This window comes from Colwellia sp. PAMC 21821 (genome assembly GCF_002077175.1).
Taxonomy (GTDB): domain Bacteria; phylum Pseudomonadota; class Gammaproteobacteria; order Enterobacterales; family Alteromonadaceae; genus Cognaticolwellia.
This window is the reverse complement of the sequence record NZ_CP014943.1, coordinates 1,476,827-1,500,610: the sequence shown is the minus strand read 5'-3', so window position 1 is coordinate 1,500,610 and position 23,784 is coordinate 1,476,827. Positions and strand designations below refer to the sequence as shown.

Genomic DNA, 23,784 nt, shown 5'->3' with positions numbered 1-23,784 from the left:
TCATTCAAATTAAAAGTTAAGTTCAATTGCTAGTAACTGTAATTAAAAAAATATTAATGTATTTATCAACTACAATAGGCTTAATCAGATCTTTATTCTCAGTAGCTCATCACAGCGCTGTTATCTTGCTCTTAAAAACGATTTCCATAGCTATGGAGTGCTCATGTTGTCGAAGGTTAAGCTATTAGAACGAATTAAGATAAAAACACTGTTTATCATGATGACAGTAGTTTATATATTAGTTTGTCTATTTTCGGTGGTAGCCGCTTACCAAGCACAGAACAGTCAGCACCATGCGATAGAATCATTAAGCCTTAATGAACAACAACTTAATCAGTACGCCAGTACCACTGTATTGTCGAACACTCATCTTGGTCGATTGGTTTTAGAAAAAGAGAGCGGCTCAAGACTGTTAGCCATTTCTGACAGTCGATGGTATTTAAGTTTTCAACAACCTGTTTATCTTGTTTTTACTTCACCATTGTTACTTTATTTTACATTGGCATTAGTTGTTACTGGCTTCGTGCTACGCAAAATATTACAACAGCAGCTGGCAATAAGTCTTAAACCTCTACAACAATTGGAAAATTGGGCGAACCTTAGTGTGATTCAGGGCTTTGCGAATGAAATTAATATTGACGACTCGTCTCAAGAAACCAGCGTTATTACGTTAGCCATTCATCAATTGCAGCAACAAATAAGAGATAACGTGGCTAGCGATACAGCTTGGGATCAAAGTATTAGATCTAGTGCTTTACTCGATCAAGAAACCCGAATTGGTAACCGAGCATTTTTCGATAATAGGTTACAAGCGTTTCTTAAAGAGGACGATGTTCAAGGTGCCGTGCTTTTAATTCAATTTAAAGAATTAGAATTGGTACAAAACTTATATGGTTATCAACAAGCATTGTCCCTTTTATTATCCCTTATCCAGGTCACTAAGCAAAGATTACAAAACCAACCAAGCTATTTTATTGCACGACAAAGTGAATATGAATTATCGATATTACTTCCAAATGCTTTTATGCAAGAAGTGGAAAAATTAGCTGACCGTTTAGTAACAAACTTACAAACTGTAGTAATGCCCGTAGGGATTAATCAAGAAGAGTTTGTTCATATCGGAGTGAGCTATTTTGGTTATGATCAAGTACCTTATCAAGTAATGTCGGAAGCCGACATGGCCTTACGCACAGCACAACTGCAGGGGCCTTCGCAATGGTTTATGTTTGAAGTTGGCGAGTTAGAGGAAGTCAAAGCTAAAGGCTCTTTAAAATGGCGAACCTTTCTTAATGGAGCGATTAAGGGAAATGGTTTTGTTATTTTTTTCCAGCCGGTAATTGCGAGTGACAGTGCTAAGGTTTTACATCACGAAGTGCTGTCAAAAGTAAGGGATAAAAATGGCGTTATGATCAGTGCTCGGATTTTCTTTCCTATGGCTAAAAAATGTGGACTAACAGTACAAATAGATTTACTGATACTTGAGCAAGTTTGTCGCGTGTTAGCTTATGAGCAAGAGCAACAAGACCATTGTAGTATTAATATTTCGATTGATTCGCTGCTTTCAGAAGGATTTACGGATAAATTTTTATCAATAACGCACCGTTTCCCTGCAGTGAAAGAGAAGATCATGATTGAGGTTAGCGAATATCAATTAGTAAATAATTTGACTCAATTACAGCCAGCTTTAGCGGCTTTAAACAATGCAGGTGTAAAAATTATTGCTGACAAAGTGGGGCAATATGTCGTTAGCGCCCATTATATTAATATTTACCCAATATATGCGATGAAATTACACCGTAGTATCGTGATAGACATTGATAAAAAAACAGAGAATCAAGTATTTATTCAAAGCTTGAAAACCCTAGCGGCTGCAAAAAACATTCCGGTGTATGCCTTAGGCGTGGAAAAACAAGCGGAGTGGCGCACGTTACTACAGCTGGGCGTAAAAGGCGGGCAAGGGCACTTTTTTACGGAGCCGATGGCCCAGGTAGCGAAGGCCATTCATCTTGACTAAGTAAGCCGCGCTCAAACATACCCGCTAAACCTTGCAGACCACCTGTATGTAAAAGCACAATACGATGATGTGCAGGGAAATAACCTGATTCGATCAGATCGAGTAATGCTAAAATCATTTTCCCTGAATAGACTGGCTCAAAATCAATACCAACTACCTTACTAAAATTACGTATTTTTTCTGCGTCTTGCGGACTAAATTTAGCGTATCCACCACAGTGAAATTCATGCGCTATTCGCCAGTTTTTGTCATGTTTACTGCTTAAGGGTAGCAAGGCGGTTACTTCATTTTCAAGATAGCCTTGTTGTTTTAGTACTGCTATTCCGAGTAAGTTATGCTGCGACTTATCACCTAGAATTAGGCCTGCCAAAGTACCGCCACTGCCTACAGGTGTTATTAGGGTATCAAATTCGCATTGTTGGTTGAGTTCATCAATCACTTCAGCGACACCAGTTAACGCCAGTCCATTGCTGCCACCTTCAGGAATTATGATGTAGTCAGGGTATTTTAGCTGTAATTGCTGTAAATAATGTTCATCATTGCGCATACGATAAGTTTTTCGGTCAACAAAAGTTAGCTTCATCTCCCAATGTTTAGCCCACGCTAATGTGTAGTTATTTTGATTATTCTCTTCGCCTCGAATAATGCCAATAACAGGCAGTTTTTGTTGGTGGCAGGCGAATGCACAAGCATGAATGTGATTAGAAAAACAGCCGCCAAAAGTAATAACACCTGCAGCACCAATATTTTTAGCATGCGCTAAGTTGTATTTCAGCTTGCGCCATTTATTGCCAGAAATAACATGATGAATGAGATCGTCGCGCTTAACTTGTACGGATATTTTATGCTGAGTAAAAACAGGATGAGCTATGGGTTGTAAAACTGATAAAGGAGACATAAGTTTTGTAACTCAAAATAATGAAGTAATTAAAACACTTGCGCCGAAAATAGAATCAGCGATAATGACTTTACGGTTAAAGATAATAGAATAATAATATCGCTTAATGACAATTATTACACGTATCAAAAATGTTTTCTCAAAAGTAAAGTCAGCTGACTTAATTGGCGTGTCTTTACGACAGCAGTCTATTAGTTATTTTGTTAAAAAAACTAATAAAAATAAAAGTGACGTTGTTGAAAACAAAGGAAATTCAATTGCAAAGGCGCTTAAGCACTTAGTTAGTGCTCAGTCGTTTTCAGGACAGTGTCATTTGGTTTTAGCGAATGCTCATTCGCAAATTGTCCAAGTAGATAAACCTAATGTACCGGTTGATGAAATGAACGCTGCTTTGAAATGGCAGATCAAAGATCTTGTCAGTATTGCACCCGAAAATATGGTCTTGGATTATTTTGATGGCCCAACCTTAGCCGGGGGACATGAAAAAATTAATGTAGTATGTGTCGCTAAAAATGACTTAATTGAGCTGGTTACCGCATTTACCGACGAACAACTACAGATTGACAGCATTACGACTGAAGAGTTTGCATTTGCCAGTTTATTACCAGTACAACAAGATGCAGTATTGCTTGTTTGCCAACAGCCCAATGAAGAAATAAACATTTTAATTGTTAAAAATGGGCAACTATTCTTTAGTCGACGTTTGCGTGGTTTCGCCCAAATTGCGACTAAAAGCGAAGATGAATTAACTATGGGCGTTGTTGACGCTTTAAGTCTAGAGATTCAGCGTTCTACCGATTATTTCGAACGACAATTAAAACAAGCACCAATCAAAGCTATTGAGGTTTTGCTGCCGATAGACAAAGAAGCGTTTTTAGCCCGTAAATTGGCAGAGAATACCAATGTAGAAGTGAAGCTGTTCGTTATGCCAGTTGAGCTAGAAAGCCTCCGCAATAATGCGGTAGCCGTTGGTGCAACACAGTTAAATTTTATGGAGCCAAACTAACGTGGCTAAATATTCAATCAACTTACTACAGGCAGACTTGCTACCTGCAAAAGCGCTCTGGACACTTAATCGTGTGGTGACATTATGGATAATTACTCTGGTCGTTATGCTGGTGTTAATTTTTATTACCCAGTGGCAAGTTAATAATTTAGCAGCAGAATTTAAAGTCATAAACGCGCAAAATATTAGCCAAACATCACAGTTAACAAACTTAGAATTAGCCATTAGTAAAAATCGTCAAGACACAGCATTACTGACGCAATTAAGCACAATCAAACTCGTGATTGCCAATAAAGAACATTTACATAAACAATTAACGGATCCAACTAAAACTTACAGTGCGGGCTTTTCAAGCGCAATGGCTGAATTAGCTGCGTTGCATAATAAAAACATAAGTTTACAAAGAGTTAATATTGGTAATGGCAATATGACTTTCTCGGGAATTGCACGTACACCCGATGCCGTACCTAATTGGTTATCTGGTTTTGAATCATCGACATTTCTTTCTGGTAAGCGATTTATTAATTTTTCTTTAATTGAAAATGAACAAAAATTAACTGAGTTCGTTGTTAGCTCTGCACAAAGTAAAGGAGAGTAGCGTATGTCTCAGTGGTTAGCTTATAGTGAAAAATTTAAGAGTACGACACCGCGTGAGCAATATTTAATTATCGCGTCAGGCATGGTTGCTATCGTTTTTATTTTATACAGTGTCTTTATGGATGAATCGATTCAGCGTATCGATAAGTTGAATCAGCAAGTTTTGCAAACTCAGCAAAGTAATGCAAATATGCAAAATTCGATTCAAATATTAGAGCAAGCGTTACGCGAAGACCCAAATACAGCGTTAAAAAAAGAGTTATCACAATATCAAGCAAAGCTCGGTAGTATTGACGAAAAGTTACTCGCGTTAACCTCAGATTTAATTGACCCCATTCAAATGCGCTTTGCCTTGATCAAGTTATTAAAATTACAAAAAGGTGTTAAGTTACTTTCATTTGAAGTGCTGCCAGCAAATCCAGTTACTGAGCATAAAGCTGAAGCAGATAAAGCGGAAAAAATAACAACGGTTAAAGCAGATGCTTCGCAGTCGCAACCAACGCAATTACAATTATACCGACATGGCATCAAAATAAAGCTACAAGGGAAATATTTTGAGCTAAAAGACTATTTAACTCAGTTAGAGAGTTTGTCTTGGAAGTTTTTCTGGCAAGAATTTGATTATCAATTAAAAGCATATCCTGTCAGCGAGTTAGAAATTGAAATTTATAGCTTAAGTACGTCCAAGGAGTTTATTGGTGTATAAAATTATCTTCGTTATATCTGTGATATTTATGTCGCAATGTGCAAAAGGTCAACAAGTAGACCCTACCCGGCCATTTGGCGTGGTTGCATCAGCTAATAGCAGCGAAAAGAGAGCGGCGTTAGTTTTGCAATCAATTATCCAGGGTAATAATAAGAAAAAAGCGATCATTAATGGTCAAGTTCTTAATGTTGGCGATAAGTATAAAGGTTTCGATTTGATTGCAATCAATGCAAATGGGGTGGTATTAGATTCACCACAAGGTAGAATGGAATTATTATTATTTTCCGGTGTAATAGCGAACTCAAAATGAATAAAAAAATTAAAATTAAAAAGCACCAAATGAAACTATTATGCTGTTCAGCGGTAATCGCACTTGTGGGTTGCCAATCTGCCCCCAAACCTCCAACAGATGTTACTCAAGCATTAGATAAAGCGATCGCGCAATCTAATCAGCCTACAGCACCTAAACCGCTACAGGCTTTGCCTAATGCTGTTCGCCAAGAGCTTATGCAAAAAGAAATTCAGCAAGCACGTCATGGTTTATTGGCGGAAAAGCGTTTAGAAATTGCTGCCAGCGGTGTTGCTGCAGAGCAGTTTTTTGCCGCTATTGTTGATGACTCATCTTATAGTATTGCGGTACACCCTGAGGTTAGCGGTAACATCACGTTGAATTTAAAAAACGTCACCTTAGATGAAGCACTCGACGTGGTTGAATCAATCTATGGTTACGATATTCGCCGTGAAGGGCGAGTAATTCAGGTATATCCGTCAGGTATTCGCACAGAAACTATCCCGTTAGATTATTTGTATGTTAAGCGTCGTGGTATTTCTAGCACGAGCATTAACTCTGGTGGCGTTTCTGAAAACGATCCTAACAGTAGCAATTCAAGCGGTAACGGCGGGAATAATAACAATAATAATGGCGGCAATAGCGGCGGTAATAATAACAATCAAAACGGGAATGGAAATCAAAGTAGTAGCGGTGTAAATATTTATACTGAAAATGAATCTGATTTTTGGACCGAGCTTAAAGAGACTTTAAATGCCTTAGTGGGTGATGAAGCTGGTCGTTCTGTCATTGTGTCGCCACAGGCGGGACTAGTCACTATTAAAGCATTACCTGCTGAAATAGCGGCCGTAAAACGCTTTATTGAAAGTACTGAAGAGCACTTGCGTCGCCAAGTTATTATTGAAGCAAAAATAATGGAAGTCACCTTAAATGATGATTACCAACAAGGGGTTAAGTGGGACCAAGTATTAGGGCATGTTGAAAGCACAAATATTGGTTTCTCAACGACTGGCAACATTGCAGGTAATGCAATTTCTTCTGCTATTGGTGGTGTAACCAGTTTAAGTTTTCTCAATAAAGACTTTAGTGGTGTAATTGATTTATTATCTACTCAAGGTAATGTGCAGGTACTTTCTAGTCCAAGAATTACCGCGACAAACAATCAAAAAGCGATTATAAAAGTCGGTGAAGATGAATACTTTGTTACTGATGTCTCTAGTACAACGACCACAGGTACTTCAACAACGACTACACCTGAAATAGATCTAACACCTTTCTTCTCGGGTATAGCCCTTGACGTAACACCTCAAATTGATGCTGATGGCGAAGTTATTCTACATATTCACCCGTCGGTGACCATTACCGCCGAGCAAACTAAAACTATTCGCTTAAGCGACCAAGATATTGTATTACCCTTGGCCCAAAGCAGCGTTCGTGAATCTGATACTATTATTCGAGCTAAATCAGGTGAAATTGTTGTCATTGGTGGCCTAATTGAAACACGCAAAGTTGACAAGGAATCTAAAACACCTTTCTTTGGTGATATCCCAATTATGGGCGCATTATTTAAAAGCAAAAGCGAGTCTGTGCAAAAGAAAGAGTTAATTATCTTGCTAAAACCTATTGTTATCGGACATGACACTTGGAAGAATCAACTGCAAGACGCTCGTGCTTTACTTAAACAATGGTTTCCTGAAGATGCAGATGCAAACACAACGACATACTAAGTTGTAACCTTATGTACTTGCAACACTTTGGTTTAAAGGAACTCCCATTTACCTTGACACCAAACACCAATTTTTATTTGGGATTAGAGTCTCATAACGAGGCTCTAGCAGTACTTCTAACCGCATTACAAACGGGTGAAGGTTTTATTAAAGTGGTTGGGGAAGTCGGCACGGGTAAAACTTTAATGTGCCGTAAATTGCTAAATGAAATTCCTCAACATTTTGTCACCGCCTATATTCCCAACCCTTATTTAAAGCCAGATGAGTTGCGACGTGCAGTTGCAGTAGAATTAGGCGTAAAGCAATCGCAAACTGTCTCGGCAGAGCTTTTAACGCAGCGAATTCAGCAACGATTGCTGGAGCTTCACATTCGAGGTCATTCGGTGGTGCTAATTCTTGATGAAGCACAAGCATTACCGTCGGAAAGTCTAGAGGCATTAAGGTTATTTACAAACCTTGAAACAGAAACACGAAAATTATTACAGGTGGTTTTATTTGCTCAGCCAGAGCTAGATGAAAGACTAGCAGAAAATGCATTTAGACAGTTAAAACAACGTATTACATTTTCTTATAAATTACGCGCTATGAACGCACGTGAAGTTGACTATTATATTCAACATCGTCTACAAATTGCGGGTCATAAAGGACCTAATTTATTTAGTCGCTCATTGGCAAACCGAGTAGCTAAAGTAAGTGGTGGCATTCCAAGACTAGTGAATATTATTTGTCATAAAATACTGATGCTTGGTTATGGTCAAGGCAGTTATCAATTAACTCATAAATATTTAGCCGCTGCCATTGTAGACACCGAAGGTGCGCAACAAAAAACGTCGTTAAAATTTTATTTAATTAGCTTGTTACTGGTTACAATATTGGCTGGCTTGTACTTTTCATGGGATATTGTTGGGACGTTAGTATGAGTGTAATTAACCAAATGTTAAAAGATTTAGACAAGCGCCAGCACGATCAACAAGGCGCGTCGAATGTTTCTGTACATTTACCAGCAAAAACCTCAACCACTAAATTAATACTTTTTATTGTCGCGACCATCATTATTGTCAATATTGTTGGCATATTTGGTTGGCAACTTTATAGCGAAAATCAGCAACTCAAAGCACAAGCACATCAAGAAGCAATGACGCTGAAAAACGATCAATTCAGCTCAGATACCAAGCAAAATACAGTATCAAGCTCGAATCTATCACCGACACAAGTATTACCGCTTCCAGTTACTGCTAAACCAATAAAGAATGTGCTTGAAGAACGTGATGAGATAGCCAATATGCCACAGTCTTCATTAGCAACTGTGAACGAAAGCGATAACAATAACAATATCCAAGAGGGTGATCTAAATGAGACGTCTGAACAAATAGCGCTAACGAAAAAAATCGCAGAAACAGACGACACAACTGTGATCATTGCGCCGGTTCAAGCAGCAAAGACTGCAGTTAAGCCTGAAACAGTTACTGAAACTGTGCCAGTTAAATCAAGTTTAACCATTTCTCGCACACAGTTATCTCCACAGGAATTGGCGGCAAATAAAATTATTCAAGCCGAGCAAGCAATGGAACGTCATGATATTGCCAAAGCTGAATCGTTATTCGAGGAAATACTCCTCGTGATGCCCGCGCACGAAACAGCGCGTAAACAGCTTGCTGCATTGTGGTACGGTAAAAAATATTATCAAGAAGCGGTTAACTTATTATCTCAAGGTATTGCCTTAGCACCTGAAGCAGAAGAAATGCGATTAATGAGTGCTAGAATTTACTACGAACAAGGAAAAGCAAGGCAAGCATTCAATATATTAAATCCAGTCAATGGTAGTAATAGCACCGAAATACAAACTTTATTAGCGAATGTATCGGCAGAATTAAATGAGCATGAAAGTGCAGTTACGGCTTATCGAAAATTAATAGGACTTGAGCCTACTGTGGGACGATGGTGGTTAGGTATCGCGGTTTCATTAGATAGCCTTGGCAAGTTTGTGCCCGCAAGAGATGCATACCAGCAATCAATAGCACGCAATAATTTATCAACTAGTGCGATGCAATTTGCTCGGCAGCGCTTGATAGAGTTAGGAGAATAATATGGCAGCACCTAAATTAAAAATGCGTTTGGGCGATTTACTTGTTCACGAACACATTATTACCAATGAACAACTCATGCAGGCTTTAAACAGCCAAAAAACTAGTGGTAGAAAGCTTGGTGACACCTTAATTGAGCTGGGGCATATTAGTGAACGACAGTTATTAGCATTTTTCGCCCAGCAGTTAGATGTACCATTTTTAGATATTAGTCAGCGTAGAATTTCATCTGAAGTCGCTTTGTTATTGCCAGAAGTTCATGCCCGCCGTTTGCGCGCTATTATTATTGAAGACCAAGGAGATTCAGTACTCATTGGGATGAGCGACCCGGCGGATTTAAGTGCACTTGATCAACTTGAGCAAATGCTAGCACCCAAACGTTTGCAACTCGCCGTTGTTATGGAGTCTCAGCTCTTTAATGCCTTTGACGGTTTATACCGACGTACCGCCGACATTGAGTCTTTTGCTAGCCAATTAGAAGAAGAATACGATCAAAGTAGCGACTTCGACTTATCAAATAACTTCCTTGAAGAAGGCGGAGACGCGACGGTTGGTAAATTACTACAATCAGTATTTGAAGATGCCGTACAAATGCGCGCATCAGATGTGCATATTGAACCCGATGAAAACGCATTACGTATTCGTCAACGTATCGATGGCGTGTTACAAGAAAATATTTTAAAAGAAAATAAAATAGCCTCCGCGATGGTATTGCGCTTAAAGCTGATGGCTGGTTTAGATATATCTGAAAAGCGTTTGCCACAAGATGGGCGCTTTAATTTAAAAATTAATAGCCACAATATTGATGTTCGTATGTCTACAATGCCTGTGCAATACGGCGAATCTGTGGTTATGCGTTTACTCGACCAATCAGCGGGATTACTGTCGTTAGACGAAACGGGTATGCCAGAACACTTTGTAAAACGCATTCGTCATCAAATTTCACGCCCACATGGCATGGTGCTGGTGACCGGCCCTACTGGTAGTGGTAAAACGACCACTTTATACGCGGCATTAAGTGAACTCAATAAAGCCAGTAAGAAAATTATCACAGTAGAAGACCCGGTAGAATATCGTTTACCGCGGGTTAATCAGGTACAAATTAATAGTAAAATTAACCTCACGTTCTCTAGTGTATTACGAACAGCATTACGACAAGATCCCGACATTCTTATGGTCGGGGAGATGCGTGACCAAGAAACCGTTGAAATAGGTTTACGAGGCGCATTAACGGGTCACTTAGTGTTATCAACACTGCATACCAATGATGCTATTACCAGTGCTTTGCGTCTTTTAGATATGGGCGCGGCCGGCTTCTTAGTGGGTAGCTCATTGCGAGCAATTATTGCTCAGCGCTTAGTACGTAAAGTGTGTGATAGCTGTCGACAGGTTTATCATCCAGATGAGCAAGAGTTGATGTGGCTTTCGCACCTTGTAGATGAAAACGTTAAAGAAATTGAGTTCAGTCATGGACGAGGTTGTCAAACATGCCAATATAGTGGTTACAAAGGCCGCATTGGTGTTTTCGAATTATTAGAAATGAATGAACCTATGATGGCAGCTTTAAAGCGAGATGATACTGAAGCCTTCACGCTAGCAGCTAAACAACATCCTGAATTTAGACCTTTAGCATTGGCCGCTTTTGATTATGCTAAGCTAGGGGTAACCAGTGTTGAAGAAGTATTACGTTTAGTTGAAACCATTGACGTCACAGGATAAGTAATAATATTATGCCAGCATTTAATTATATTGGGCGAGATGCCAGCGGTAGCCAAGTAAAGGGGGCTATTGAAGCAGCGGATTCTACCATGGTTGCAAAGCAATTATCCCGCGAGCGCATTATTCCAATATCAATTGAAAGTGCAAAGAAAGAGAATGAAAAAGTTGGCGCTAAAAATGTCGATATCAGTGAGCTTTTAGGTCTAAATCAAGTGACCCTTGATGACTTGATCGTTTTTTGTCGACAAATGTATGCTTTAGTAAAATCAGGCGTACCCATTTTAAGAGCCATTAAAGGTATGGCAGAATCAAGTACCTCTATAAAATTAAAATCGGCGTTAACTGATATTTCAGCACAATTAGAAGGCGGTTTTCCACTGTCGACTACTTTGCACAAGCATCCGAAAATATTCACACCCTTATTTGTCTCACTGGTACATGTCGGCGAAAATACCGGTAATCTCGACGACGCATTTTTAAAACTTGCTGGCTATTTCGAGCGCGAGCAAGAAACACGCAAGCGCATTAAAACAGCCTTGCGTTACCCTAGTTTTGTGTTAATTGCCTTAATCGCTGCTTTAGTTATTTTGAACATTTTTGTTATTCCTACGTTTGCTAATATGTTTAGCAAGCTCGGCGCAGATCTTCCTTGGTCAACAAAAATGCTAATAAGCAGTTCAAACTTTTTTCTTAACTATTGGCCCCACATGCTAATAGCCAGCATTGTCGGCTATTTTTCATTACGCCATTATTTAAGCACACCCGCTGGAATGTATTTATGGGATAAACGTAAATTAAAACTACCGGTTGTTGGTGGGGTTATTGAGCGTTCAATATTGTCGCGCTTTGCTCACAGTTTCTCTATTATATTACGTGCAGGTGTGCCAATGACCACGGGATTAACACTCGTAGCAGATGCGGTCGATAATACTTATATGCGAGATAAAATTATGGCTATGCGCAGCAGTATTGAAAGTGGCGAAAGTTTATTGCGTTCATCGGTTTCCAGTAAGTTGTTCACGCCTTTAGTGCTGCAAATGATTGCTGTTGGTGAAGAAACCGGACGTGTTGATGAATTGCTAGCAGAAGTGGGTGATTACTATGAGCGCGAAGTCGATTACGAACTTAGTACGCTAACAGCACGTATAGAACCTATTATGATCGCCATTGTGGCAGCAATGGTACTTGTGTTGGCGCTAGGTATTTTCAGCCCGATGTGGGATATGATGTCAGCATTTCAAGGTAAGTAAAAATGTTGATTTATAGGATGATAAAGCTATGACAGCATTGCAAGTTTCTGAAAAAAGTGAAAAGTCACTTACAGAGGTTATTGTTGTTATTGTGCTAGTAGCGTTGTTAATGGCGAGTTTTATTTTCTATTTCTTTAAACAACAAGGACAAATAACCCGGGCAGGTTTTGAATCAATAGCACAAGTTTTTTCCGCCCGAGTTACAGGCATTCGTGCTCAATGGTTTATGGACTCAAAACCGCGCTCGGTTAGCGTTGAAAGTAGTCAAGTACAGCCTGATGGCAGTCACATGGTGAAAGTGCAGGTTAATAAATCAGGTTGGGTAGATACAACTAATACATCATTGTCATGCCAAATTATCTGGCAATATGTCATGGAAGCCCCATTATTGTATATGAAGGAGCCCGTAGGTGCGGTGTTGGTTGAATATGAAAACCAAGTGGTGCCGTATTGCCAATACAGCTTATCAAGCGGTGAATATTTCACTTATCATCGCCATAATGGCAAAGTGAGCGAGGTTAAATTGGCATATTAAATGCTATTAATATTGTGAATTTACGTTCTTTTGTAAGTATTTAGGTAAAATATCACTAAGTAAGTGACTTTGTTGGTATTTCGTTGTTAGAATCAAATTAATATAATCGTTAAGAGGTTGTTATGAATAAACAGTCAGGTTTTACCCTAATAGAATTAGTTATAGTGGTTGTGATCTTAGGGTTTTTGGCGGTTACCGCAATACCTAAATTCCTCGATTTAACTGATCAAGCCAAACAAGCCAATATTGAAGGCATGGCAGGCGGATTCGCTACCGCTGTTTCTCTGGCTCGTTCTCAATGGGAAGCTGAAGCTCGTCCAAAAGATACCAATGGTCAAAATATCGTTGATTATGATGGCTCAGATTTAATTTTAACAACAGAAGGCACAGGTATCCGTCCAGGTTATGTTGTTTCATCTGTCGCTGGTGGTGCTACTGGAGCGACGTTAGACACTGATTTTACTTCTGCAAATTGTGTGGACATCTGGCAGAATATTTTTCAACAGCCACCACGTCTAACTGATGCTATTGCCACGTTAAATAGTGATAGTTCTATGGATTATTTAGCCGCTAAATCTGGCAGTGGTGCTAGTACCTTGTGTCACTATTATTTAAAAGACACATTAAATAAAGATAGTAATAATGGCTTTGCTGATCCAGGCACAGCAACAAGCACAGGTAACAGCTTTACTTATCAACCAGCGAACAGTTCAGTGATTGTTTATATCAACAATAATTAATTATTAACAATAAAGGTTTATGTTATGAAGAAGTTAACAAGTAATAGTTTTAATGCACAAAAAGGCTTTACCCTAATTGAATTAGTGGTCGTGATTGTAATTTTAGGTATTTTAGCAGCGACAGCTGCACCTAAATTTATTGATTTAACGGGCGATGCTAAAACGTCGGTAATGCAAGGTGTACAAGGCAGTGTTAATAGTGCGATTAATTTAGTGCACGCAAAGGCACTTGTTAGCAATCAAACCGGTGCAACCGGAGAGGTGCTAGTTAATGGCGAATATTATGCCGTTAAATATGGTTATCCGGCAGCTGCTGGAGCAGGTACGCCTGCCGGTACTACCGGTAATGGCTGGGGAATTGATAAACTTATTGAATTAGATAATGGTTCAGCTATTACTTATGCCACGGCTGTGTTTACACATGGACAAGCGTCGGATACAGCTAATTGTACAGTGACTTATTCCGATGCAACGTTTGCATCATCAGTCGTAACTGCTGCCAAATCTACGATAGTTACTAGCGGATGTTAAAAACATCGAAAAAAGTTTAAAGTCAGGAGAGCTTAGCTCTCCTTTTTTTTAACTTAACTTTATTTCTAAATTTAGTCATTTAATTGATTTTTTAGTTGAATTGCGACTTTGGATTTACACTTTATAAATATAATAACCTGAAATGATGTTATATTTTCATCTGTATTTAGACTAAGCTATCAAGCGAAATTTAGATTGTGCGCTATAGATTAATTTTTACGTTTTACATTATTTAATAAAAAATAGTGGTTAGGTATTAAGTATGAATTCCAGAGGTTTTACTTTAATTGAGTTGATTGTTGTCATTATCATTCTCGGTATTTTGGCAGCTACAGCTGCACCTAAATTTATTAACTTAAAGGCCGATGCGCAAACGGCGACATTGCAAGCTCTAAAAGCAACAATGCAAGGTGCATCAGCATTAATACATACGAAATCATTAGTAAAAGGTAACCACAAGGAATCAAGCGGCACGGTAAGTATTGGTGATGGTGGTGGTACTAGTGGTAATGGAGAGCTTGCTATTGCTTTTGGTTACCCTGAAGCTAATGTAGGGGAATGGCGAAGACTAATAGAAGTTGATGCAAATATCTTTAGTTATCGAGCACTTGGTGGAACATCAGGCAGTAGGGTTGTGGCAATCTATCGCAATGATGTAACACCAGCCCCAACACAAAAAACGGACCCGTGTATCGTTTATTATGCTAAGCCAGTTAGCGCCGGAAGTTTACCAAAAATAGTTATGAACAAATGCTTATAATTGAAGTGGTGAAGGTGGGAGACATTTGAAAAATTTAAGTATACCTAAAGTTAGTGCTTCAACCTTTGAGCAAGGTTTTACACTTATTGAACTGATTATTGTCATCCTAATCTTAGGTATTCTATCGGTTAACGTTGTACCTAAACTTCTTACCTCAAAAGGCTTTTCAGAATATGCTTATCGTAGCGATATCATCGCCAAACTGCGCTTAATTCAAACCAAGGCTATGCAACAAACCAATAGCAGTTACTGTCATACCGTTTTAGTCACAGCAACAAGACTTGGTGAACCTGATAATTGCGCTACAACACCTAGTTTTTCTGCAGCATGGCAAGACAGTGCGACAAAATTGCAAGTAGATAGCAATGACAACATTACCTTTTCCACTAATTTTACTGGCAATAGTTTCTCATTCGATAATATGGGGCGCCCGTCATGTTCTCCTTGTACTATTACAATTATTGGTGAACAAAGTATCAGCGTAAAAATAGAAGCTGAGGGGTATATCCATGCCATTTAAGCCCCACAACTTTAGCAGCATCAGCAAACTGAACAACATATCGCAGCATGGGTTTACATTAATTGAAACTATTGTAGGTATTGTTGTTCTTTCAATCGCGTTTTCAATATTTACTACCTTAATTTACCCTTTAGCTAACCAAAGTGCTGAACAAGTGCATCAAATTAAAGCGGCAGAGCTTGGCCAGTCAATGATCAATGAAATACTAGGTAAAGCCTTCGACGAAAACTCAGAAATGTCAGGAGGGTATTATCGCTGTGGTGAAGATAAAAATAATGACGGTGAAATTAAAGCAGCAGACGGTGAAACTTGTACTGCCAGTGCGAACCTTGGTCCTGAAAGCGGTGAAACCCGACAAACTTTTGATGATGTTGATGACTATCACGGTCTAAATGCCATTGCCGGCTCACTAGGCAGTGCTGAGTCAGTTGCAGATTACTATTTAGGTTATAAAGTTAATGTACAAGTTATTAATGACAGTGATTACGATGGTGACAGTGATGGTGCAGATAATAATGTGACAGCCAAACTTATTACCGTAACTGTTACTACGCCGCAAGATTTTGACTTTACTTTCTCAGTTTATCGAGTGAATTTTTAATGGTAAAATTAACTAAAAATCAGCAAGGCTTTACGCTGGTAGAGTTAGTGACTGTTATTGTCATACTCGGCGTGCTAGCAACCAGTATTACCTCTTTTTTACGTTTTGGTACCAAAAGTTATACCGATGCCTCCGATCGTGAAGCGCTAATTTCCAGTGCAAGATTTGTTATAGAAAGGCTTAATCGTGAAGTCAGAAATGCACTACCTAACAGCATTCGAACGATTGGCGCAAATAATGAATGCTTAGAGTTTGTTCCAGTAGATAAAAGTGTTATTTATCTTGATATTCCTGTCGCGCCTGAAGCGGCAACTAATAGCGTTGAAGTGCTCATGTTAGAAAAACCCCTATTGTCCACTACACAATATGCGGCAGTTTATGCCTTAAATAGTGATGATATTTATAGTACGGCATCAGGCGTCGTAGAAAACTTTTCTTCTGTCACCAATTCTGGCGTAAAATCTACGCCATCTACGATTAATTTTGCTAGCAATATATTGTTTAATGCCGAATCCCCTACACAACGCTTATATTTTATTGGTTCACCTGTTAGTTATTGTGTCGAGAGTAATGCAGTATATCGCTATCAAGGCTACAATTTTGGCAGTTATAATAGTAATGGCATGCCTGACTCTACAGCCACAAAAGTACTAATGGCTGAAGATATTGCTAATATTTCGGCCTCTGGCACCGTATTACCATTTCAAACCTTTCCGGCAACTTTACAAAGAAATGGCTTAGCATTAATTCGATTGAAGTTTGTGCGTAACCTAGAAGAAATTGTATTTAACAACGAAATACAGGTGCCTAATGTCCCTTAAACAAAAACCTATATTAGTTAAAAGTTTGCCATTATCTAATCGTCAACCGTTAGCTTGCAAAGCACAATCAGGTAGTGCTCTAGTCATTGCTATTTTTATTATTATTGTTTTATCTGCGCTAGGTGCTGCGTTAATTAATATGCTCGATTCAAGCCAAGAAGGTGTTGCTTACGAAGTATTAGGCACCCGCGCTTACACCGCCGCACAAAGTGGTTTGCAATGGCAATTAGCCCAGATTTTTCCACTAAGTAGTGCGGCTATAGCGTGCAAAAGCCAAGCAGACATTAATAGTATTACGCCTAGTTTTAGCGCATCGAAAGGTTTAGCACAGTGTAAAGTTAATGTCAGTTGTGATGACTTTACACTCAATAGTGTTCGATATTATACCATCGAGAGTAGTGCTGAATGCACCATAGATGGTGAGTTGACGTCGAGAACCGTTGCTGTTGAGGCGCGTAGTTTATAATAGTTAAAAATATAAGCCTAAAATTTCCCGTTGTATTGATTGTTATTTTTCGTCGTAAAAGTGTTTGATTATTTTACACTTTTAGTAACCTTAAATTTCACTAAACTCTAATGACATTGATTTGTAATGTTTTTTACTTCTTGGCTTGATATTTGCTTTAAGTGAGTTATAAGTTAATATAGATTAACTGTATTGCTGCTGTTTTTCATTAATTGAGGTTTATAATGATTAAGTTTACATTGAAACTACTATTGCCATTGTTGTTGGTAATTAGTAACTCTGCATTTGCGGGTTTAATTACCACTGATCTGACTAAAGATACCTACATAACATACCAAGGTTATGATTGGACATGGGCGTCGCCAGTTAATACCTCGATTTATAAAGGTACAGACCCTACTCATAATGAGTATGTTACTAATGTTTTTGAAGACCCTAGCTTTCATGCTGGTTGGATGTTCATTGAGGGTAGCGAACTTAAAGAATTATTCTTACAATTAACCTTGGCTGACTTTCAGCGCAACGGCGAGATTGTTCAGTCAGTTGCTTATTGGAACTCGGATTTTGTACATGTTGATATAAGTGATTTTGAGAGCGGTTCAAAGTCGGGCGTAAAGTCCGCTAAAGAATCGTTAGTTGAAAATTACGAAACATTCTATGTTCGTGCGTCATTACCTGAAACTGCCCAAGTTCCTGAACCAACCACATTATTCATTTTCGCGGCTGGCCTTGTAGGTTTTGCACTGCGTAAGCGTAACGCAAAATAATTTAAACCACCGTTTACCAAACCCGCTATATGCGGGTTTTTTATTGCTTATTAAACCACATAGCGGTACCTTTAATAAATTATGGTAGCTGAATAATAATCTTGTACCCAGTAAACCTTGTGTTGATTTCATTACCTTTCTTGCTACTAATACCAAGTTAATTAATCAAATTGGTATAAATTTATAATTTCCATCCCGTAGGCCTTCATGATGGTCAAAGCGCGGATGTAGTTTAGCTGTAAAACTCAGTTACTTTGGATGTTTAAGGGTTGTACCGATGAAGTATCTTTTATTGTTTGTTGTTTGTTTACTGCCATTTACTGCCAGTGCGTTTGAAGATATTTTATATGACTTCAATACCCGCACGCCGAGTACAGATATCTTTGCATATAAAGGGCAGTCAAGTACACAGGTCCCTACTACCTTAAGCGCTGTAGGCTCTGCTGTCTCAGCATCTGAGTACGCCAGTTTAAAAGTTGACGACCAAACGTATCAGCAAAGTATTGCAACGACAAATGGAAGTTATCCTGTCACGCAATATGTAATTAATATAGATGAAGATGAAGCAGATATTACACAATTTAATATTTTGTGGAACGGATATGGCATCAATAGTAATAATGGCCGTCGCGATGGCGTTAACTTTTATATATGGAACTTTCGAACAGCATCTTATGTCTTGGTTCAAGAAGGTTCCTCGACAAGTAATGAGGTCACGCTCTTAGGTCAGGCAACAAGTAATATTACTGACTTCTTTGGTGGTAGCAACCAAAATGCCATGGTGTTATATATGGTCGCTCAAGATAAAAAATCTGGGCAAAATAAAGACGATATTATATACAGTGACTATGTCAGTTTAACGATTAAAGTACCAGATCCCGCCGTTGCTATAGCAAACTTTCAATTTGACGAGTGTAAATACCTTGGCTCAGGCAACGAAGTTATTGACCAGTTTGGTAACTACTCGGGCACCAGTCATAACGGCGTGAATACGTCAGACGATGCACAAATAGAAAATGCATTGGCAATTAACAATGCAGTTCACCATATGCAAACTAATATCCCGCTACCCAGTCGATACAGTGTTTCAACTTGGTTTAAAAAACCTACTGATATTACAGGCAGTCGATATTTTGTGCTTGGGGCTATGGTAAATGGCAGCGATTTACTCGTTATCGATCGATTAAATGATTGGAAGTGGGCGATTTATAGCTCAAATCCGCAACAAACTATTTACGGTACGTATCAGTTTAATACCTTAAGTGATGGTTGGCATCATATGGCGCTAGTGTATAAAAATGGGCAATCCAATTTATATATAGATGGCACATTTATAGAAGCGATTAATCTAATTCCTGCCGGCACACTTAAGTATATTGGTACATCTTTTGATGAAATAAGTACCAATGACCCGCAAGGTTTTCGGGCTCCTTTAGATGAATTTATTGTTTTTAATGGCGCGTTAAAAGCGAGTGAAATCAGCACAATTTATAACAACCAAAATGGTGGTGCAAACTATGATGGTGGCGTGAGGGCCAGTCCTAATTGTATAGAATTAATTGCACAATATTCACTAGATGAAAGCTCGTGGAGCAGCGTAGCAGGTGAGGTTATAGAGAGTAATGCGAACTTGAATGGACAAGCGTTTAATGGTGCTAACACTGCATTAAACTCGCCCGCCCTAACGGGCAATCCTGGTACCTGTGGTTTTGGTGTTTTCGACGGTATTGACGATTATGTCAGTATTGCAGACAACACAGCATTAGACATACCAAGAGAATTGACCATTACAGCTTGGATAAACCCTAAATCATTACCAAGCGCTAGCGAAAATTTTCATACCATAGTTTCAAAAGATGAGAATTATGAGTTTCATTTGAAACCTACAGGTGAAATTAACTGGTGGTGGGAAACCAATGAGCTTACGACTACAGGAGCTGGTATTACCCTTAATAGTTGGTATCACATAGCAATAACCTACAAAAGTGGTCAACAAGTCATTTATGTTAATGGTGTTGAAAGAGGCTCAGGTACTTTTAGCGAACAGTTAACCTTAAATGATGCTCCGTTAAATATTGGTCAAGATCAAAATCAAGAGCACGGTTCAGACTCTCGTTACTTTCACGGCTTTATTGATGAGGTAAAGATATATACGGGCGCACTTAATGCCACTGAAGTTAATCAGGTTTATAATGAGCGACACGCTTGTGCTGAGCCCGTTATACATCATTATGAAATAGTACATGACGGTAATGGTTTAACCTGTGCCGCCGAGCCAATAACTATAAAAGCATGTAGTAATAGTGACTGCACAACCGAAAGCACTGAATCAGTTAGCTTAAATCTTAATATTACGAGCTCAGTTACGGGCAAAGAGATTAAAGCCTCGCCGACATTTAACGGCAGTACCCAGATTAATTTAAGTCATACAACGGCAGAAACGCTGGTGTTATCTATTGATGGCGCAAGCATTGCCGCTAGCAACGCTGTGGAATGTTCAGGTTTTGGAACAAGTTGCGACATTACCTTTACTGATGCAGGTTTCAGGTTCTTATACGGTGACACTAATAGCGAAGTTATTGGACACCAAACCGCTGGCGCTATTTTTAGTGAGACGTTAAAGATACAAGCAGTAAAAAACAATAATGGTGCTTGCGAAGGGATTTTCGCCGGTAATGTTGACGTTAGTCTTGCTCAACTAAATGTCACGCCTGATAGCAGCTTTAACGCCGGGTTAGCATTTCAAACCAATGGAGTTAGTATCGCCAAACAGCCACTATTTACTGATAATGTTACCTTGAACTTTGGCAACGACAGCATTGCTGTTATACCAATCCCTAGCTACTTGGACGTTGGCGAAATTCGACTGCATGCCCATTACTCAAACGCTAATATTTCGCTGGAAGGTAGTTCGAATGATTTTTGGGTGAAACCGCATAGTTTTGCGATTTCAGCAACAAACGCGCTAGGTGCAATAAATGGTAGTAGCGCTTCGAGTACAATAATCCATAAAGCTGGGGATAATTTCGGCTTTACCTTGAGTGCGCTTAATGCCGCAGGAAATCTAACACAAAATTACCGTCAAGCCGATGGCGAACTACAGCTAAAAATATTACGCGTTGCGCCAGTACTTAATGGCGCAATTGACGGGCAATTTACCTACGCGCTAGGACAAAATCGCGCGGCGACAACGAATGCAAGTTTTCAAAGCGCCATATTAACGAGTTTTAGTGATGGCGAGAAAGGTAAATCAGCATTTAGTGGCGCGCAATATAATGAAGTTGGCGTAATTAATGTTGATATACAAGATATTAATTATGGTGGTTTAGGTAATGTTGACGGCTTAATTACCGCTAATGATCTGACTATTGGGCGATTTACGCCTGCTTACTTTAAGCAAACGGTTAAAACAGAGCATAAAGGAAAGCTTGACGCGTACCATAGTGCAACAGGTATATGTTCTATTTCTGATTGGGCCTATACCGGCCAGCAAACCACTAACGGTAAGGGCGCTATTAGCTATAGTCTTGAGCCTAAAATAACGATAACGGCATATAATGCCAATGACGGCCTTACCAAAAACTACACCTTGGGCGATTCAGAAGGTTTTATGAAGCTACTCTTTAGTGGGGTTGATATTAACTTACCAACGAACGACGATAGCCAACAAAAAGTAGGCAGTGCTAGCGGCAACCCCGTTGCTATTTCTGCGGTGATGGAAGCAGGCAGTTTGAGCGCTAGTATTGATGTTAGCGGGAATTTAATCGCTGGCGAATGGCTTTATACTTTATCTAATGATGATCATTTTAGTTATAACAAAAATGCTTCAAGTTTATTACCGCCTTTTAATGCTCAAATAGCTTTTGTGACGAGTCGAATTGAAGATAGTGATGGTGTGTTACTCAGCAGTAATACTGATGCGACAGAGAAACTGATAACCGATGGTGTAGAAATTCGCTTTGCTCGTATGGTGTTAGAAAATGCTTATGGCTCTGAAAATGCCAAGTTACGCGCGCCGTTAAATGTCCAAATTTATGACGATTCAACGTTTAAATTGCATACCGATGAATCTTGCTTATCAACACTTATTGGCGATAAAAAAGCCGGCGCGAAATATTCAGGTAATATGAACCTTTGGGATTATCGTTTAATCGACATTGATACAGATGCAATACAAGTTAGTGATACCGCAGCGAGCGTTTCAGGTGTTTTTGACCGTGGTATTCAAGCAGGGTTATCATTCAGTAGCCCAGGGAAACGTGGCATGCTTGAATGGGAATATGAAGTGCCAAGCTGGTTAAAATTTAAGTGGGATGGGGTAGACAGCGATAATGACGGTAATTTTTACGATGACAACCCAAGCGCGGTATTAAGTTTTGGTTTCTATCGCGGTAACGATCGAATTATTTCATGGCGTGAAGTGGTGAATTAAGCCTTAATGTTAGTAGTATTCAGTAAACTACACGCATTTATGCTATTTAACCGCAACTTAGCTTAATGAATGCAAAAATATCTTAATATTTCATGATATTTTTGTCATTGAAATAACACAAGTACTATCGTCTGCGGTATGATAGCGTGTTAATAGTATAAAATACCTTTTGCAAGTAAATACAGGCTTGTAAATTCAGCACAATAATATTCCGGCAGCTTGTTGCCTAGGTGATGTTTAAAGGACATTTCGACAATATGTTTAAGAAATTACGCGGCATGTTTTCTAACGATTTATCAATCGACTTAGGAACCGCAAATACCCTGATTTATGTAAAAGACCAAGGCATCGTTTTGAATGAGCCTTCTGTTGTCGCTATTCGTCAAGACCGTTCTGGTGGCTCTAAAAGTGTTGCCGCGGTTGGTACTGCAGCCAAACAAATGTTAGGTCGTACACCGGGAAATATTGAAGCGATTCGTCCAATGAAAGATGGCGTTATTGCTAACTTTTTTGTTACCGAAAAAATGTTGCAGTACTTTATAAAGCAAGTACACAGCAATAACTTTTTACGACCTAGTCCACGGGTTTTAGTTTGTGTTCCTTGCGGCTCTACGCAAGTAGAACGACGTGCTATTCGTGAATCAGCCTTAGGTGCTGGCGCACGTGAAGTTTATTTGATTGATGAGCCAATGGCTGCAGCGATTGGCGCAGGTATGCCAGTATCTGAAGCAACCGGTTCAATGGTGGTTGATATTGGTGGTGGTACTACCGAAGTCGGCATTATCTCACTTAATGGTGTGGTGTATTCTTCTTCAGTACGCATTGGTGGTGATAAATTTGACGATGCCATTATTAATTACGTACGCCGTAACTTTGGTAGTTTAATTGGTGAAGCTACCGCTGAACGTATTAAACATGAAATTGGCTCTGCTTACCCAGGCGAAGAAGTTATTGAAATTGAAGTACGTGGCCGAAATTTAGCTGAAGGTGTACCTCGTAGTTTTACACTAAACAGCAATGAAATTTTAGAAGCATTGCAAGAGCCTTTATCAGGCATTGTTAGTGCTATTATGGTCGCTTTAGAGCAATCTCCTCCAGAATTAGCGGCTGATATTTCAGAGCGCGGCATGATCCTAACTGGCGGTGGAGCTTTACTTAGAGGTTTAGACCGTTTGCTGATGGAAGAAACCGGTATTCCAGTTGTCGTTGCTGATGATCCGTTAACCTGTGTAGCTCGTGGTGGCGGTAAGGCAATTGAAATGATTGATATGCATGGCGGCGATTTATTCTCATACGAATAAAATACTAAATTAGTATTTAT

22 protein-coding genes are annotated in these 23,784 nt (G+C 39.2%); 21 read left to right on the top strand and 1 reads right to left on the bottom strand.

Annotated features, from left to right (window positions below; all coding sequences use genetic code 11):
* Positions 1-163 precede the first annotated feature (163 nt).
* Positions 164-2,014: an EAL domain-containing protein gene (locus A3Q33_RS06290; RefSeq protein ID WP_081179216.1), complete on the top strand. Its 1,851-nt coding sequence runs from the start codon at positions 164-166 to the stop codon at positions 2,012-2,014.
* Here A3Q33_RS06290 and A3Q33_RS06285 read toward each other — a convergent pair.
* On the bottom strand, positions 1,968-2,912 hold the full coding sequence (locus tag A3Q33_RS06285; protein WP_081179215.1) for a 1-aminocyclopropane-1-carboxylate deaminase/D-cysteine desulfhydrase: 945 nt from the start codon (positions 2,910-2,912) through the stop codon (positions 1,968-1,970). The two genes, A3Q33_RS06290 and A3Q33_RS06285, sit on opposite strands and share 47 nt — an antisense overlap.
* Before the next feature lie 106 nt (positions 2,913-3,018).
* On the opposite strand from A3Q33_RS06285, the gene A3Q33_RS06280 reads away from it, so the two are divergent.
* The 20 genes from A3Q33_RS06280 to A3Q33_RS06185 all read left to right on the top strand — a co-directional run bounded on the left by A3Q33_RS06280 (position 3,019) and on the right by A3Q33_RS06185 (position 23,764).
* Positions 3,019-3,918 (top strand): hypothetical protein, encoded by a 900-nt coding sequence (locus tag A3Q33_RS06280; protein ID WP_081179214.1) that lies wholly within the window; start codon positions 3,019-3,021, stop codon positions 3,916-3,918.
* A gap of 1 nt (position 3,919) precedes the next feature.
* A complete protein-coding gene (locus A3Q33_RS06275) occupies positions 3,920-4,516 on the top strand; it encodes a PilN domain-containing protein (protein ID WP_081179213.1) in 597 nt (198 codons plus the stop codon).
* Positions 4,517-4,519: 3 nt separating this feature from the next.
* On the top strand, positions 4,520-5,221 hold the full coding sequence (locus A3Q33_RS06270; protein ID WP_081179212.1) for a type II secretion system protein M: 702 nt from the start codon (positions 4,520-4,522) through the stop codon (positions 5,219-5,221).
* A complete protein-coding gene (locus tag A3Q33_RS06265; RefSeq protein ID WP_081179211.1) occupies positions 5,214-5,531 on the top strand; it encodes a hypothetical protein in 318 nt (105 codons plus the stop codon). Before A3Q33_RS06270 ends, A3Q33_RS06265 begins: the two co-directional genes overlap by 8 nt.
* On the top strand, positions 5,528-7,237 hold the full coding sequence (gene mshL / locus A3Q33_RS06260; RefSeq protein ID WP_231295789.1) for a pilus (MSHA type) biogenesis protein MshL: 1,710 nt from the start codon (positions 5,528-5,530) through the stop codon (positions 7,235-7,237). The genes A3Q33_RS06265 and mshL overlap by 4 nt, the downstream gene beginning before the upstream one ends.
* A gap of 11 nt (positions 7,238-7,248) precedes the next feature.
* Entirely contained in the window at positions 7,249-8,157 is a 909-nt protein-coding gene (locus tag A3Q33_RS06255) for an ExeA family protein (protein WP_081179210.1), read from the top strand.
* Positions 8,154-9,323: a tetratricopeptide repeat protein gene (locus A3Q33_RS06250; RefSeq protein WP_081179209.1), complete on the top strand. Its 1,170-nt coding sequence runs from the start codon at positions 8,154-8,156 to the stop codon at positions 9,321-9,323. The genes A3Q33_RS06255 and A3Q33_RS06250 overlap by 4 nt, the downstream gene beginning before the upstream one ends.
* 1 nt (position 9,324) lies before the next feature.
* Positions 9,325-11,040: a GspE/PulE family protein gene (locus tag A3Q33_RS06245; RefSeq protein ID WP_081179208.1), complete on the top strand. Its 1,716-nt coding sequence runs from the start codon at positions 9,325-9,327 to the stop codon at positions 11,038-11,040.
* An 11-nt stretch (positions 11,041-11,051) separates the two neighbouring features.
* A complete protein-coding gene (locus A3Q33_RS06240) occupies positions 11,052-12,290 on the top strand; it encodes a type II secretion system F family protein (RefSeq protein ID WP_081179207.1) in 1,239 nt (412 codons plus the stop codon).
* A gap of 28 nt (positions 12,291-12,318) precedes the next feature.
* A complete protein-coding gene (locus A3Q33_RS06235) occupies positions 12,319-12,825 on the top strand; it encodes a hypothetical protein (RefSeq protein ID WP_081179206.1) in 507 nt (168 codons plus the stop codon).
* Between the two features lie 122 nt (positions 12,826-12,947).
* Entirely contained in the window at positions 12,948-13,565 is a 618-nt protein-coding gene (locus tag A3Q33_RS20950) for a type II secretion system protein (protein WP_081179205.1), read from the top strand.
* 24 nt (positions 13,566-13,589) lie between these two features.
* Positions 13,590-14,096, top strand: coding sequence for a type II secretion system protein (locus A3Q33_RS20945; RefSeq protein WP_081179204.1), 507 nt, complete (start codon positions 13,590-13,592; stop codon positions 14,094-14,096).
* Positions 14,097-14,358: 262 nt separating this feature from the next.
* On the top strand, positions 14,359-14,856 hold the full coding sequence (locus A3Q33_RS20940; RefSeq protein WP_081179203.1) for a prepilin-type N-terminal cleavage/methylation domain-containing protein: 498 nt from the start codon (positions 14,359-14,361) through the stop codon (positions 14,854-14,856).
* Between the two features lie 25 nt (positions 14,857-14,881).
* On the top strand, positions 14,882-15,376 hold the full coding sequence (locus A3Q33_RS06215) for a prepilin-type N-terminal cleavage/methylation domain-containing protein (RefSeq protein ID WP_081179202.1): 495 nt from the start codon (positions 14,882-14,884) through the stop codon (positions 15,374-15,376).
* The gene (locus tag A3Q33_RS06210) at positions 15,366-15,977 is read left to right on the top strand and encodes a type IV pilus modification PilV family protein (protein ID WP_081179201.1); all 612 of its coding nucleotides are present in this window, start codon (positions 15,366-15,368) and stop codon (positions 15,975-15,977) included. The genes A3Q33_RS06215 and A3Q33_RS06210 overlap by 11 nt, the downstream gene beginning before the upstream one ends.
* Positions 15,977-16,798, top strand: coding sequence for a PilW family protein (locus A3Q33_RS06205; RefSeq protein ID WP_081179200.1), 822 nt, complete (start codon positions 15,977-15,979; stop codon positions 16,796-16,798). Before A3Q33_RS06210 ends, A3Q33_RS06205 begins: the two co-directional genes overlap by 1 nt.
* Positions 16,788-17,264: a PilX N-terminal domain-containing pilus assembly protein gene (locus A3Q33_RS06200; protein WP_081179199.1), complete on the top strand. Its 477-nt coding sequence runs from the start codon at positions 16,788-16,790 to the stop codon at positions 17,262-17,264. Before A3Q33_RS06205 ends, A3Q33_RS06200 begins: the two co-directional genes overlap by 11 nt.
* 224 nt (positions 17,265-17,488) lie before the next feature.
* Positions 17,489-18,031 carry a PEP-CTERM sorting domain-containing protein gene (locus tag A3Q33_RS06195; RefSeq protein ID WP_081179198.1) on the top strand — a complete coding sequence of 181 codons (543 nt, stop codon included), beginning with the start codon at positions 17,489-17,491 and terminating at the stop codon, positions 18,029-18,031.
* Positions 18,032-18,308: 277 nt separating this feature from the next.
* A complete protein-coding gene (locus A3Q33_RS06190) occupies positions 18,309-22,463 on the top strand; it encodes a LamG domain-containing protein (RefSeq protein WP_081179197.1) in 4,155 nt (1,384 codons plus the stop codon).
* 257 nt (positions 22,464-22,720) lie between these two features.
* On the top strand, positions 22,721-23,764 hold the full coding sequence (locus tag A3Q33_RS06185) for a rod shape-determining protein (RefSeq protein WP_081179196.1): 1,044 nt from the start codon (positions 22,721-22,723) through the stop codon (positions 23,762-23,764).
* Positions 23,765-23,784: the final 20 nt, after the last annotated feature.